The organism is Salinisphaera sp. SPP-AMP-43, from assembly GCF_049568105.1.
Lineage (GTDB): Bacteria > Pseudomonadota > Gammaproteobacteria > Nevskiales > Salinisphaeraceae > Salinisphaera.
In genome coordinates, this window is record NZ_CP145335.1 from 928,534 (window position 1) to 942,000 (window position 13,467).

Below are 13,467 nucleotides of genomic sequence, written 5' to 3' on the forward strand. Positions count from 1 at the left end.
TGTGTCCGGCTACTCGGAAAGCCAGCGCGCGGCGTCTTTGGCGAAATAGGTCAGCACCCCGTCGCAGCCGGCCCGTTTGAACGACATCAGGCATTCCAGCACGGCCGCGCGTTCGTCCAGCCAGCCATTGTTGATCGCGGCCTTGAGCATCGCGTACTCGCCGGAGACATGATAAGCGAAGGTCGGCACGCCGAAGGTGTCCTTCACCTGCCGGATGATATCCAGATAGGGCATGCCCGGCTTGACCATCACCATGTCCGCCCCTTCCTTGAGGTCGAGCGCGACCTCGCGCAGGGCCTCGTCGGCGTTGGCTGGGTCGACCTGGTAGGTGCGTTTGTCGGCCTTGCCGAGATTGCCGGACGAACCGAGTGCTTCGCGGAACGGGTTGTAGTAGCAGGAGGCGAACTTGGCGGCATAGGACATGATCACCGTGTTCACATAACCGTCGGCTTCAAGTGCGGCGCGCATGGCCTGAATACGGCCGTCCATCATGTCCGACGGCGAGACGATATCGACACCGGCCTCGACATGGGCGCGCATTTGCTCGACTAGAATGCCCACGGTCGGATCGTTGAGCACATAGCCGTCGTCGTCGATCACCCCGTCCTGGCCATGGCTGGTGTAAGGATCCAGGGCCACGTCGGTCATCACCCCGAGTTCCGGGAATTCGGCCTTGATCGCCCGGATCGCGGTCGGAATCAGGCCATCTGGGTTGGCAGCCTCTGCGGCGTCCGGGGTTTTCTTGGCCGGATCGATGACTGGGAACAGCACGATCGTGGGAATGCCCAGATCGACTACTTCACGGACTTCTCCGAGCAGGCCGTCGAGCGTGTGCCGGCGTACGCCGGGCATGGCAGCGACGTCGACCGCCTCGCCTTCGGTGACGAACATCGGATAGATCAGGTCATCGACCGATAACCGATTCTCCCGCGCCATGCGCCGGGTGAAATCGTTGGCGCGGGCCCGACGCAGGCGGGTGGCCGGAAAATGGCCTGGGAAAGTAGCAGGCATGCTTGAGTCTCGCTGTCGCAGAGGATGGCGCTGACGATAGATTCGCCTGCAAGCGGATTCAACTCCTCTGGTACATGCAAAAGCCGGTCGCGGCTGCGAAAGACCCGTCGGGCGCGCCGTCATTGTCCGGCCCCAGGCAGTGGGCAGGTATGCTGGGCCTGCGCCGAGGCGAGCGCATTGGCGGGCAGCGACCGAACGGGCGGCACATACGCTTATAAGACGGTTTGGCAAGTTCTAACGATCCAAGCCGAGCATGCCGGCCGGCGTCGTGCGACAGCCGTTTTGAGCGGCGCGAAAAAAATCCGTGCTGGATAACGATCGCGGAGGCGATCAATGTTCGGCTGCAATACCGGCCCGGATCGCTGCTGTAGCGGTGCCTTGAGCCGGATTGAAAGAACCGGCACGGGTTGTTTTAACCGATACGTGATTGAGTCGCGCGCGATAAGCGGTCAAACTGGCACGATCGATGGGGCTCCTGGTCAACGATGACAACCCGGTTTTTGCAAACAGCGTGCTCGGCCGTTGAAGGGCGGGATCATGGCTGATCGCCAACAGCTGGCCGCTTGGTTACAAGCCGTTGCCAATGGTGACGAGTCGGCGTTTCAGAAGTTGTATGCGGCGACCTCGCCGCAACTATATGCCCTGCTGCTGCGTATGTTACGGAGTCCGGAACGGGCCCAGGATGCCCTACAGGATGCCTATGTACGGATTTGGCAAAAAGCCGATACCTACTCGCCGGAGCGCGGTGCGCCCCTGACCTGGCTGTTATCGATCGCGCGTTATCGCGCGCTGGATCTGCTGCGACGACGCCAGCCCGAGGTCGCGATGCCGGAAGAGCCCGATCGGGTCGCCACGCTCCTGGAGGATGAACAGAGCTTGTCGCCGTTGCAGGAAAATGAAAATCAGCAGTCGCTGGCTGCGGTTAACGCCTGTCTGAAAAATCTTTCCGACGAGCAGCGTGACAGCGTGCTTCTGGCCTATTACGAAGGGTTGACCCATCAAGAGCTGGCCGAACGCTTCGATGCCCCGCTGGGCACAGTCAAAAGCTGGATTCGGCGCGGGTTGCTACGGCTGCGCGATTGTCTGACGGAGGGTTCGGCATGAGCCTGTCCGAATACGACGAACTGGACCTGATGGCTGCCGAGTATGTGCTCGGCACCCTCGAGGCCGACCAGGTTATCGTTTTCCAGCAGCGGCTGGTCGACGATGCCGGCGCCCGGGCGCGACTGGCCGAGTGGGAACATCGGCTGGCCCAGCTCGGTCTCGATCTGGATCCGGTCGAGCCGCCGGAACAGGTATGGGATGCCGTGGCGCGCGAGACCGGCTTGAAGCGCCGGCCGGAGTCGAGCCCGCAGCCGGAATCGAGCCACGTCGCCCGCCGTGCTGTGGCGCCGGCGGCCAACGACGCCCGCGGCGCCCGCCGCTGGCGGAATCTGGCCGTGGCCGCTTCGGTAGCAGCCGTGGTTATGGCCGGCCTATGGCTGGCCGAACTGCCAGTCTGGCAGGGCGGCGGCGCGCCGAACTCGCCGAAGCCGAGCTATGCCAGCGTCATCTATGACGAGCCGACCGGCATGAGCTGGCTGGTGACTTCGTCGGGCAATGGGACCCAGCTATCGGTCGAAGCCATGGGCGATTTCAATGTGCCGTCGGACAAGATGCTGCGTATGTGGATCAAGCCGGCCAACGGCAAGCCACATTTGGTCGGTAAGCTGCCGCACAAGCACGGGCATTACACCATGGCGCTATCTACCGAACTGCGTTCCGAGCTCGGCAAACACAGCCGCATCATGGTGTCGATGGAGGATCGCTCGCGGGCCGGTACCAACGTGCCGGGCGGCAAGCTGATGTGGGTGTCCCCGCTGGCGCAGCGTACCGGCTAATAGACGCGCCAGCGCAACGCCGGGCCGGCGTCAAGCAAATCGCGGCCGGGTAAGGCATGCAGCGCTCGCTTGGTGAGCCTGGGCCGGCCTCGAAGTACAGCGCCGTCGGCTAGGCTTCGTAGCTCGAACCCGCGTGCCGTGCAATCGGCGGTAGCCAGAATGCGAGGGCTGGCCTGATACGTCGGCGGTCTAGTCGTCCTTCTGGGGCGAAAAACCGTGGTCCTGGATCTGGCGCTCGGAATTCAGCGATCGATCGTAGGCATAGCCGTCGATGCGATGGGCCACATCCAGCCGGGCCGACAGCGCGGGTGCAGCATATTCGCGCAGATGCTGAATCACGCCCAGGGTATCGCCGCCGAAATCGGCCTGATACCAGTCGTAGAGCTTCGAGGCGACGACTTGGCTATCGTCGACAAAGCGTAGGCCCTCGGGCGAGTTGACGTATTTCTGGGCATTGTCGACCAGGGCTTGATGTACGTCGGCGCCGGTATAGGCGCGCGGGCGCAGGCTGGGCGCAGACATCGCAGCTCGACTCAAACCATACAGCGTCAGCTCGTCGTCCCAGATCGGGCGCAGGATACGATGCTCGATATCGTTGAGGGTGAGCTTTTCGTCTTCGACTTCCAGGACATGGTCGTCCCAGGGGCCGTGATGGAACCAGCCGCCGCCGATGTCGTCCATCGAAGCCACGGGATAGTGCTCGAGCACGATATCGATGGTTTCGGCGTTGTACAGATCGATCCAGTAAGCCCGCTGGACCGGGCGGCTGTAGTCGTCGATCTCGATCTGTTCCATCGACTCGATATAGTTTTCGAGTTTGTCGCGATCGGCAGCCGAGACCTCGTCGTAGCGCACGCCGTTCGGGCCCTCGTCGTGCACCACCACGTATTTGTTCAGAAAGGCGGTGAACGCGCTGTGATCGATGGTGGCCTCGGAGTCAGCGTCGTGGGCCTGCCAGCGTTCCCAGACATCGGTATCCGGCGCGGCGTACGCGCTCGGTGCGAAAGACACGACCAGCCCTATGGCGACAAGCAGGCGGCGCATGGCACGACTCCGGATGATTGCGGTGCTCCTGATATATCGATCGAGTCTAGATTAGCGGCGCGAAAACCGCCTTACAACGTCGGGTTGGGTGGCATCGGAGTATGAACGCCCATGAAAAAGCCGGCCCGAGGCCGGCTTTTTTCGATTGCGCTACGTGGCCGGGTTTAGAGCAGATGGGCCACGGCTTCGCGCTCGCTGCGCAGCTCGTCTTCGGTGGCCTGCATGCGTTCGCGGCCGAAATCGCTGATCTCCAGATCCTGGACGATCGTGAACCGGCCGTTGTCGCAGGTGACCGGGAACGAATACATGATGCCCGGCTCGATGCCGTAGCTGCCGTCGGCCGGGATGCCCATGCTCACGATCTGGCCGTTGGTGCCGGCCACCCAGTTGCGCATGTGGTCGATCGCCGCACTGGCTGCGGAGGCCGCGCTAGAAGCGCCACGGGCTTCGATGATCGCCGCGCCGCGCTTTTGCACGGTCGGGATGAAGTCGTTGGCATACCAGTCCTGGTCGACCAGCTCGAGGGCGGCCTGGCCCTTGACCTTGGCATGGGTCAGGTCGGGGAACTGGGTCGAGCTGTGGTTGCCCCAGACCATCATGCCTTCGATGTCGGTAACCTGGGTGCCGGTCTTCTGGGCCAGCTGGCTGAGCGCCCGGTTGTGGTCGAGCCGCATCATGGCCGTGAACTGGTTGTTATCCAGATCGGGCGCGTTTTCTGCGGCGATCAAGGCGTTGGTGTTGGCCGGGTTGCCGACCACCAGCACCTTCACGTCGCGCGAGGCGTGGTCGTTGAGCGCCTTGCCCTGGACCGAGAAGATATCGCCGTTGGCCTTGAGCAGGTCCGAGCGTTCCATGCCCTTGCTGCGCGGCTTGGAGCCGACCAGTAGCGCATAGTCGACGTCCTTGAAGGCCTGGTTAGGATCGTCCGAGCCGTGGATCTCGGTGACCAGCGGGAAGGCACAGTCGTTGAGTTCCATGATGACGCCCTTGAGCGCATCCATGGCCGGCGGAATTTCCAGCAGCTGCAGGATGATCGGCTGGTCGTGACCGAGCATCTCGCCGGTGGCGATACGAAAGATCAGCGAATAGCTGATCTGGCCGGCGCCCCCGGTTACGGCAACGCGTACGGGATCTTTCATGGCGGCTCCTTGTTGGACAATCGGGTCGGATTGCGAATCGACGGGCGGCCGGACCGGTCCCGATCGATGTCATCTGGCGAAGCGGCCGGCACTCGCCGGTGCCGGTCTCGCTCATACGTGCGCGACAGAGCATAGCCCAAACTAAAAAAACGGTACAAAGCATCTACAGCGTACTCGTCGGCGTAGAGCGCCGATCGTGGCACTATGACCAGGTCGAAAGGCGTTACGGGTGAATCAATGGATAAGATCGCGATCATCGGCGGTGGTATCGCCGGTATGGGCTGTGCTTGGCTGCTACGCGATGTTGCCGATGTGACCCTGTTCGAGGCTGGCCCGGCCCTGGGCGGCCATGTCTGTACGATCAAGGACGGCGAACAGCCGATCGATACTGGCTTTATCGTGGCCAACGATCGCAACTATCCGTTTTTCAATCGTTTTCTAGATGAGCTCGGGATTCCTACTCAGCCCAGTGACATGTCGTTCGGTGTATCGATCGGCGCCGGTGAGATCGAGTGGGCCGGGGATAGCCCGACTAAGCTGTTCGCCCAGCCGCGGCGGGCGGCCGATGCTGCCCACTGGCGGATGATCGTCGATATCATGCGTTTCAACCGCCAAGCCAAGCGTCTGCTCGAGTCCGATCGCTGCCCGGATATCGCGCTCGGTGAGTTTCTCGAGCGGCATCGTTACAGCCAAGCGTTTGCTGCGCGCTACCTGCTGCCGATGGCGGCCGCGATCTGGACCACGCCGACCGCCGGCATCCGGCATTTCCCGTTGGCGGCCTTCCTGCGGTTTTTCGACAACCACGGTCTGCTGGACGTAAAAAACCGGCCACAGTGGCACACCGTGGTCGGTGGCAGCCATGCTTATGTGCATGCAGTAGCGGCCATACTCGGCGATCGGGTGCAGACCAATACCCCGGTGGCTCGCGTACGCCGCCAGGGCCAGGGCGCGACTGTGATCACCGAGCGCGGCCGGACGTTGCATTTCGACCGGGTGGTGTTTGCCTGCCATGCCGATACCACGCTCAGGCTGCTGGTCGATGCGAGCGATGACGAGCGTGCCATTCTCGGTGCCTTCGATTTTCAGCCCAATCGTGCAGTCCTGCACAGCGATCCCCGGCTGATGCCGCGCCGGCGCCGAGTCTGGTCGTCCTGGAACTATCTGGCCGATCGTGCCGAAATCTCGGACCAGCGGGTCGCGGTGACCTACTGGATGAACCGGCTGCAATCGATTCGTGGCCCGCGGGAGTATTTCGTCAGCCTCAATCCGCTGTTCGAGCCCGACCCGGCAAGCGTGATCGCCGATATCAGCTATTCGCATCCGGTATTCGATCGCGGTGCGATGGCCGCCCAGACCCATCTGGACCGGATTCAGGGCCAGGGTGATGTCTGGTACTGCGGCGCCTGGTGTGGCTATGGATTCCACGAGGACGGCCTGGCCTCGGCGACTCGGGTAGCCACCGCACTTGGGGCGAGCGCGCCCTGGCAAACATGAAAGCGCCGGCGCTGTATCGCTGCCGGATCATGCACCGCCGGCCCGGGGCGCCGCGCTATCGCTTCGGCTATCGCGCCTTCTATCTGCTGCTGGATATCGATGCGATCGACGCGGCCTGCGCCGTGTCACCGTTGATCTCGCGCAACCGATTCAATCTGTTGTCGTTTTACGATACCGATCATGGCCGGCACGACGGTCGTGGCTTGCGCCCCTGGGTCGAAGGCGTGCTGGCCGAATACGATATCGATATTGCCGGCGGGCAGATCGTGCTGCTGGCCATGCCGCGCGTACTGGGCTATGGCTTCAATCCGGTCAGCTTGTACTACTGCGAACATGCCGACGGCCGTCTTCGGGCCGTGCTCGCGGAAGTCCACAACACCTTCGGCGAGCATCATGTCTATGTGCTCCACGAATCCGGCGCGCCAATGGCCTGGGGTGCGGCCCGCGACAAGCGCAAGCGGTTTCATGTGTCGCCGTTTTTCGACCGGACCGGGTATTACCGTTTTCATCTGACCGAGCCGGGAACGCGTATCGGGCTCGGCATCCGGCTGTTCGACGAAGCCGGTACGCTGCGTATCGCCACGGCGCTGAAGGGGCGACGCCGGGCGTTGTCGAGCGCCAGCATCGCAATCGCGGCCTGTGTCGTACCTTTAATGACATTCAAGGTAACGGCAGCGATTCACTGGCAGGCGCTCAAAATCTGGCTGCGGGGCGCACGCTATCACGCCCGGCCGGAGCCACAGCGCCCGAATCGCTCCTGAGAACGCGTTCATGAGCACTTCCCAAGACAACACGACCGACGTGGCCGTGCGCGCCGCCGGCTGGCGCGAGCGCCAGGTCATCAAGCGGCTCGAACAGATGCGCTGCGGTCGGCTCGATCTGACCCTGCCCGACGGGCGCGTGCTCTGTTTCGAAGGGCCCGGCGAAGGGCCGCGGGCGAGTCTGCGAATGCGTTCGCCGCGCATGGTCACGCGCCTGTTCAAGGCCGGCTCGGTGGGCTTCGCCGAAGGCTATATCGCCGGCGACTGGGACAGCGACGATCTGCCGGGGCTGATCTATCTATTGCATTTGAACACGGTTGCCCTGGAGCCCGGCTTTTCGCGTCTTCAGTGGCTGTATACCCGGTTCAGCGCGCTGCGGCACCGGCTGCGAGCCAATAGCCGTAGCGGGTCGAAACGCAATATCGCCTATCACTACGATCTGGGTAACGATTTCTATGCCCGCTGGCTGGACGAGACCTGGACTTATTCTGCGGCGCTCTTCGACCGCCCGAACGAGCCGCTGGCCGATGCCCAGCGGCGCAAGTATCAACGCCTGCTCGACCGGCTCGAGGTGGCGCCGGGCGATCATATTCTGGAGGTCGGCTGCGGCTGGGGCGGCTTTGCCCGCTATGCCGCCGAACAGGCCGATGTTCGAGTGACCGGCATCACCCTGTCGGAACAGCAGCTCGCCCTGGCTCGGGCCAAGGCCGAAGCCGCCGGTCTGGCCGAGCGTATCGATTTTCAGCTGCTCGACTATCGCGATGTCGAGCAGCGCTACGATCACGTCGTTTCGATCGAAATGTATGAAGCGGTCGGCCAGGCCTACTGGCCGGTCTATTTCCAAGCCATTCGCGATGCGCTCAAGCCGGGCGGTCGGGCCGCGATCCAGGCCATCACCATCGACGATGCGCGCTTCGACTATTACCGCAACCACGTCGACTTCATCCAGGCATATATTTTCCCGGGCGGGATGCTGGCGTCGCCGAGCGTGTTCTGCGAACAGGCCGAGGCCGCCGGGCTGATCGAGCGCGAGCGCGATTTCCACGGCCATGACTATGCACGCACGCTGATGCGCTGGGATACGGCAGTGGTTGCAGCCGGCGCCGATATCGAAGCCGAGCGCGGGGCCGAGTTCTATCGTATGTGGCGTTATTACTTGGCCTACTGCGCGGCCGGCTTTACTTCGGGGCATATCGATCTGATGCAGATCGCCTTCGAACGCCCGAAATGAACGCACGCCAGCCGCAGTCGAGGCTGGCGGCATACGGTGGGCTCGGGCTGCCGCTGGCCGCGCTCGGCCTGCCGCTGACGGTATTTCTACCTCCGTTCTATGCCCAGATGCCGGGGCTTAATACCGGCCTGGTCGGGGTGCTGATTCTGGCCGCTCGGCTGTTCGATGTGATCACCGATCCGATCATCGGCACGTTGTCGGACCGTACGTCGCCGCGGTTTGGCCGGCGACGGCTGTATATTGCAGCGGGTACCCCGATACTGCTGCTGGCCGCCTGGTTTTTGTTCGTGCCGGGCGAGGCGGTCGGGGCCAACTACCTGCTGATCTGGAGCATGGCGGCCTACCTGGGTTGGACGCTGATCTATCTGCCCTACACGACCCTCGGCGCCGAGCTGTCGAGCGACTACGACGAGCGCAGTCGGATCACTGCCTGGCGAGAAGGCTTTTTCGTGCTTGGCACCCTGGTGGCGATCGTGCTGCCGGCCACCACGGCCCGTCTGGCCGATGGCCAGGGCGCGTCTCTAGCGGCCATTGCCTGGTTTCTGATGATCGTGCTGCCGCTCGCGGTCGGCCTATTGCTGTGGCGGGTGCCGGAGCCGGCTGGTGCAGCTTCGGTGGTGCCCTGGGCCGATAGCGCCCGGCTACTGGCGGGCAATCGGCCGTTCCGGCGGCTGTTGATCGCCTATCTGTTGAACGGCGCGGCTAACGGCCTGCCGGCGGCCTTGTTTCTGTTTTTCGTCCAGGCCGTGCTTGGCGCCAGCCAGGCCATAGCCGGGCTGTTTTTGGGGATCTATTTTCTGTCCGCGGTCGCCGGGCTGCCGGTCTGGTTCGCGATCGGACGGCATTGGTCCAAGCACCGGCTGTGGTGTGCGTCGATGGCGTTCGTCTCGGCGGTGTTCGTGTTCACGATCACGTTGTCCGACAATCACTACAGCATGGTCGCCTACGGCTTGATCTGCGTGCTCGGCGGCTCCTGTCTGGGCGTCGATCAGGCGGCCGCGGCCTCGATCCAGGCCGATGTGATCGACGAGGATACGGCAGCCGGCGGCGATGGCCGGGCCGGGCTGTATTTCGGGCTCTGGGGGATGGCCACCAAGCTGGCGTTCGCAATCGCTCTCGGCGTTGCCTATCCGCTGTTGTGGCTGGCCGGTTTTGAGGCCGGCCAACCCAACGATGCCACTGCGCTATGGATGCTGAGCCTGCTCTATGGGCTGCTGCCAGTCGCGATCAAGCTGGGCGTGATCCCGTTGATGTGGCGTTTTCCGCTCGATCGGGCTCGTCATGCCGAGCTGCAACGCCAGATCGGGCGGGCTGCGTCCGGCGCTGATGGGCAAAACCAAAGCCGATCAGAATCAGCGTAGCGAGCACGCTCATCATGGCCGGCGGAATCCAGGTCAGCAGCCCACCGATTTGCTGATCGGCGGCGGCGCCGAGCCCCCAGGCCCGTTCTGCGCCGGCATAGCCGGGATAAAGCCGTTGGCTGGTAAACGTGATATAGGCGCCAATCGCGATCTGCGGCGGCATGATCGCCCACAGCACCGCAATCCGCCGGCCGATGCCGTAGGTGGTCGGGCTCGCTCCCGGCGGTCGTGGATCGAGCATGAACCACCAGAACGCCAGCCCGTCGGCGGCCATGCTCAGATTCATCAGCCAGTAGCCGATCGGCGACGTCATCGCCAGGGCATGTACGGCCGGGAGCAGCCATAGCGCGATCAGACCCACGAACACGCCGCCGCCGATGGCTGGGTGCTGCAGCAGCTGGTATGGCCGGCGCAGCGGCGGGCGGTCGGCCAGACGGGCCAGCCGGTGTGCAATGCTTGCCGGCAGGCCAGCGGCGAGCACCGGCCCGGGGGCGGCCAGGGCGATCAGGAATGGGCCGAGATGATGTAAGACCAGATGCTGGAAACGATGGGCAGCGAACAGCGAGCGGCCGAGTTCGTCGAGCCAAGTCTGGGTGAACAACGCCAACCCGGCCAGGCCGACCAGATAAGCCAGCGCCGGCCAGCAATCGGCCACTCGGCGGCGCCGACCCAGGCCGATGGCGTAGATCAGCGCGAACACCGCGAAGCCCAAGATCAGCCAGGGCAGCGGCTGTGGCGGATCGAAAAAGCCGGCCAGCGAGGGCGCTGCCGCGGACATCGTCGCTCAGCGACCGGCTGCGCGTCGGATGAGCGAAAAATACAGCGCATAGGGCAGCCGCTGTAGGGTTTTGAGCAGCCATACCATGCGCCGCGGGAAAGCGATCTCGAAACGCTTGGCTTCCAGACCGTGCCGGATATGCTCGGCCGCCGCCTCGGCACTGATCACGAACGGCATCGACCCTTGGCGAGCCGCGGTCAGCGGGGTCGTGACATAGCCCGGACAGATCACGCTCATGTCGACGCCGCTGCCGGCCAGATCCAGATACAGGCTCTCGGCTAGGGCGATCATGGCGGCCTTGGAAGCCGAATAGGGGGCTGCGCCGGGCAGGCCCCGATAGCCGGCGACACTGGCCGTCAGCGCGATCTGCCCGGCGCCGCGTTGCTGCATCGCCGGCAATACGGCGCCGATGCCGTTGACCGCGCCGCCGTAGTTGACCGCCATGCGCCGGTTTACCTCGTCGGCGTCGAAATGCTGCACATCGAACTCGGCACCAATGCCGGCGTTGAATACGGCAAGGTCGACCGCCCCAAGCTCGGCGGCGATCGCATCGGCCGTGGCCGCACAGGCCGCGCGGTCGGTCACATCCAAAGGATAAGCCCATAGCCGTTGCGGGCGTTCGCTACAAAGCTTGGCTAGGGCATCGGCACGCCGAGCCGATACCGCGACCCGCCAGCCGTGGTCGGCCAGCTCGCGCGCCAGTGCGGCGCCGATCCCGGAGCTGGCGCCGGTGATCCAGGCAAGGCGTGGCTCAGCCACGGCGCGGCGGCTCTGGCTCGGGCCGGTCGGCGAACGATCGCGCCGGATCGTCGGGGTTCTGGATCGCGGTCACGTCGGCGTCTTTGCCGGCCCAGATATCGTTCAGCCAGGCCTTGAAGCGCTGGCGATAGTCCGGGTCATTGACGTAATCGCCTTTGGCGAGATCCACCGGGACTTCGAGATAGCGCACCCGGATCGCAACCTGGGGAATCCGCCCGCACAGCAGATCCCAGAACTGCGGATCGGGGGTGTCGACATAAGCCACGCTCATGTCGAGGATGCCATCCAGGACTTCCTGCATAGCATTGATGGCAAAGGCCGTGCCGCCCGCCTTGGGGGGCAGCAGCGTCTGGTAGGGCGAGTCGGCGGCGGCCCGCTTGGCCGGCGTCGAGCGGGTACCTTCGGCATAGTTGACCAGCGACACCGGCAGATCGCGGAACACCGCACAGGCGCGCCGGACCGTGTTCATGTCTTCATCGCGCAGCTCGGGATTTTTTTCCAGCTGCTCGCGGCTATGGCGCTTCATGAACGGAAAATCCAAGGCCCAGGCCGCCAGGCCGACCACCGGCAACCAGCGCAGCTGCTCCTTGATGAAATAGCGCGGGAACGGCAACTGCGGATCGATCGCCGCGATCAGTAGCATTACATCGGCCCAGCACTGATGATTGGAAATCAGTACATAGCGACCATTCGGGTCGTCGGCCATGAGCTGCTGGTAGGTCAGCCGGGTACCGCTGACGCCGAGAATGATCGCATTGGCGGTACGGGCCCAGGTCTTGGCGATGCCGAGTACTGCGGCGGTGGCCAGATTGCGGGCTCGGCCCTGGGGCAGGGCCAACTTGATAATGCTGGCCGGCACCAGCGGGATGCCGCCCAGCAGTGTGACTGCGACCAGTCCGGTGACGGCCGTGACGCCCCGTAAATGGCCGAACAAAGCGCGCATCAGCGGGCCGAAAACTCATGCACGGCATCCACCAGAGCGGCGACATGGTCGGGATCAACCTGGGGCGTGACCCCGTGGCCGAGATTGAACACATGCCCGGGGTGGTCGCCGAAGCGGGTCAGGATGTCGCGGACTTCGGTGCGAATACGCTCGGGCTCGGCGAACAGGATGGCGGGATCGGCATTGCCCTGCAGAGCCACGCGATCGCCGACCCGGGCTCGGGCGTCGTCGATATCGATGGTCCAGTCCAGGCCGATCGCCGAGGTGCCGGTGGCGGCGATATGTTCCAGCCACGGGCCGCCGCCTTTGGTGAACAAAATGGTCGGTACATGGCCGTCCGGCCCGGGTTCCAAGGCGGCGACGATCTTTTCCATATAGGCCAGCGAGAACGCCCGGTAGTTGGCCGGCGACAGCACGCCGCCCCAGGTATCGAAGATCTGCACCGCCTGGGCGCCGGCCGCGATCTGGGCGTTGAGATAGGCCGCTGTCGAGCGCGCCAGAACATCCAGAAGCCGGTGCAACGCGTCCGGCTCGTTGTACATCAGTGCCTTGAGATGCTGGTAATTCTTCGACGGGCCGCCCTCGACCATATAGGTCGCCAGTGTCCAGGGGCTGCCAGCAAAGCCGATCAGCGGCGTCTTGCCATCCAGCTCGCGGCGCACGAGCCGGATCGCGGCCGGCACATAGCCGAGTTCTTCTTCGATATCGGGCACGAACAGCCGATCGATCGCTGCCGGCGTGCGGACCGGATGGGCAAAATGCGGCCCTTCGCCAGCCACGAAATGCAGGCCGAGCCCCATCGCTTCGGGAATGGTCAGAATGTCGGAAAACAGAATCGCAGCATCCAGCTCGAAACGACGCAGCGGCTGCAGCGTGACCTCGCAGGCTAATTCCGGGTTCTGACAGAGATTGAGGAAGCTGCCGGCTTTTTCGCGCAGCTTTCGATATTCCGGCAGATACCGGCCGGCCTGGCGCATCAGCCATACCGGCGTGGCGTCCACCGGTTCACGCCGGAGCGCCCGCAGCAAACGATCGTGGGACATAAAAACGACGGCGGCCGATAAGT

The 13,467-nt window shown here is 63.9% G+C and carries 12 protein-coding genes and 1 pseudogene; 6 read left to right on the top strand and 7 right to left on the bottom strand.

Going from position 1 to position 13,467, the window contains the following annotated elements:
• Nucleotides 1–9: 9 nt before the first annotated feature.
• Nucleotides 10–1,011 (bottom strand): porphobilinogen synthase, encoded by a 1,002-nt coding sequence (gene hemB / locus V5738_RS04015; protein WP_423823118.1) that lies wholly within the window; start codon nt 1,009–1,011, stop codon nt 10–12.
• A 537-nt stretch (nt 1,012–1,548) separates the two neighbouring features.
• Between hemB and V5738_RS04020 the strand changes: the two genes are divergently transcribed.
• Nucleotides 1,549–2,115 carry an RNA polymerase sigma factor gene (locus V5738_RS04020; protein ID WP_423823119.1) on the top strand — a complete coding sequence of 189 codons (567 nt, stop codon included), beginning with the start codon at nt 1,549–1,551 and terminating at the stop codon, nt 2,113–2,115.
• The gene (locus V5738_RS04025) at nt 2,112–2,891 is read left to right on the top strand and encodes an anti-sigma factor (RefSeq protein ID WP_423823120.1); all 780 of its coding nucleotides are present in this window, start codon (nt 2,112–2,114) and stop codon (nt 2,889–2,891) included. The genes V5738_RS04020 and V5738_RS04025 overlap by 4 nt, the downstream gene beginning before the upstream one ends.
• 189 nt (nt 2,892–3,080) lie before the next feature.
• On the opposite strand, the gene V5738_RS04030 is transcribed toward V5738_RS04025, so the two are convergent.
• Both V5738_RS04030 and V5738_RS04035 read right to left on the bottom strand, forming a co-directional pair.
• Nucleotides 3,081–3,935, bottom strand: a complete 855-nt coding sequence (locus V5738_RS04030; RefSeq protein ID WP_423823121.1) for a DUF547 domain-containing protein — start codon at nt 3,933–3,935, stop codon at nt 3,081–3,083.
• A 164-nt stretch (nt 3,936–4,099) separates the two neighbouring features.
• The gene (locus tag V5738_RS04035; RefSeq protein ID WP_423823122.1) at nt 4,100–5,074 is read right to left on the bottom strand and encodes a malate dehydrogenase; all 975 of its coding nucleotides are present in this window, start codon (nt 5,072–5,074) and stop codon (nt 4,100–4,102) included.
• 237 nt (nt 5,075–5,311) lie between these two features.
• On the opposite strand from V5738_RS04035, the gene V5738_RS04040 reads away from it, so the two are divergent.
• From V5738_RS04040 to V5738_RS04055, 4 genes are read left to right on the top strand one after another with little or no spacing between them, the layout of a single operon-like run.
• Nucleotides 5,312–6,568, top strand: a complete 1,257-nt coding sequence (locus V5738_RS04040) for an NAD(P)/FAD-dependent oxidoreductase (RefSeq protein WP_423823123.1) — start codon at nt 5,312–5,314, stop codon at nt 6,566–6,568.
• Nucleotides 6,565–7,329, top strand: a complete 765-nt coding sequence (locus V5738_RS04045; protein ID WP_423823124.1) for a DUF1365 domain-containing protein — start codon at nt 6,565–6,567, stop codon at nt 7,327–7,329. Before V5738_RS04040 ends, V5738_RS04045 begins: the two co-directional genes overlap by 4 nt.
• A 10-nt stretch (nt 7,330–7,339) precedes the next feature.
• Nucleotides 7,340–8,560 (top strand): class I SAM-dependent methyltransferase, encoded by a 1,221-nt coding sequence (locus V5738_RS04050; protein WP_423823125.1) that lies wholly within the window; start codon nt 7,340–7,342, stop codon nt 8,558–8,560.
• Nucleotides 8,557–9,921 carry an MFS transporter gene (locus tag V5738_RS04055; RefSeq protein WP_423823126.1) on the top strand — a complete coding sequence of 455 codons (1,365 nt, stop codon included), beginning with the start codon at nt 8,557–8,559 and terminating at the stop codon, nt 9,919–9,921. The genes V5738_RS04050 and V5738_RS04055 overlap by 4 nt, the downstream gene beginning before the upstream one ends.
• Nucleotides 9,922–9,964: 43 nt before the next feature.
• Here V5738_RS04055 and V5738_RS04060 read toward each other — a convergent pair.
• From V5738_RS04060 to hemE, 4 genes and pseudogenes are all read right to left on the bottom strand, one after another.
• Nucleotides 9,965–10,699: pseudogene (locus V5738_RS04060) on the bottom strand (cytochrome c oxidase assembly protein); the annotation flags it as partial.
• A gap of 6 nt (nt 10,700–10,705) precedes the next feature.
• Nucleotides 10,706–11,458 (bottom strand): SDR family NAD(P)-dependent oxidoreductase, encoded by a 753-nt coding sequence (locus V5738_RS04065; protein ID WP_423823127.1) that lies wholly within the window; start codon nt 11,456–11,458, stop codon nt 10,706–10,708.
• Complete coding sequence (locus V5738_RS04070) at nt 11,451–12,401, bottom strand: acyltransferase (protein ID WP_423823128.1); 951 nt, start codon at nt 12,399–12,401, stop codon at nt 11,451–11,453. Before V5738_RS04070 ends, V5738_RS04065 begins: the two co-directional genes overlap by 8 nt.
• On the bottom strand, nt 12,401–13,444 hold the full coding sequence (gene hemE / locus V5738_RS04075; protein ID WP_423823129.1) for a uroporphyrinogen decarboxylase: 1,044 nt from the start codon (nt 13,442–13,444) through the stop codon (nt 12,401–12,403). The genes V5738_RS04070 and hemE overlap by 1 nt, the downstream gene beginning before the upstream one ends.
• Between the last annotated feature and the right edge of the window lie 23 nt (nt 13,445–13,467).

Excerpts from the sequence above, each read along its gene's own strand:
- V5738_RS04045 (WP_423823124.1), top strand. The coding sequence starts at position 6,565 with ATGAAAGCGCCGGCGCTGTATCGCTGCCGGATCATGCACCGCCGGCCC.
- V5738_RS04025 (WP_423823120.1), top strand. The coding sequence starts at position 2,112 with ATGAGCCTGTCCGAATACGACGAACTGGACCTGATGGCTGCCGAGTAT.
- V5738_RS04040 (WP_423823123.1), top strand. The coding sequence starts at position 5,312 with ATGGATAAGATCGCGATCATCGGCGGTGGTATCGCCGGTATGGGCTGT.
- hemE (WP_423823129.1), bottom strand. The coding sequence starts at position 13,444 with ATGTCCCACGATCGTTTGCTGCGGGCGCTCCGGCGTGAACCGGTGGAC.
- V5738_RS04035 (WP_423823122.1), bottom strand. The coding sequence starts at position 5,074 with ATGAAAGATCCCGTACGCGTTGCCGTAACCGGGGGCGCCGGCCAGATC.
- V5738_RS04020 (WP_423823119.1), top strand. The coding sequence starts at position 1,549 with ATGGCTGATCGCCAACAGCTGGCCGCTTGGTTACAAGCCGTTGCCAAT.
- V5738_RS04030 (WP_423823121.1), bottom strand. The coding sequence starts at position 3,935 with ATGCGCCGCCTGCTTGTCGCCATAGGGCTGGTCGTGTCTTTCGCACCG.
- V5738_RS04070 (WP_423823128.1), bottom strand. The coding sequence starts at position 12,401 with ATGCGCGCTTTGTTCGGCCATTTACGGGGCGTCACGGCCGTCACCGGA.
- V5738_RS04050 (WP_423823125.1), top strand. The coding sequence starts at position 7,340 with ATGAGCACTTCCCAAGACAACACGACCGACGTGGCCGTGCGCGCCGCC.
- V5738_RS04055 (WP_423823126.1), top strand. The coding sequence starts at position 8,557 with ATGAACGCACGCCAGCCGCAGTCGAGGCTGGCGGCATACGGTGGGCTC.
- hemB (WP_423823118.1), bottom strand. The coding sequence starts at position 1,011 with ATGCCTGCTACTTTCCCAGGCCATTTTCCGGCCACCCGCCTGCGTCGG.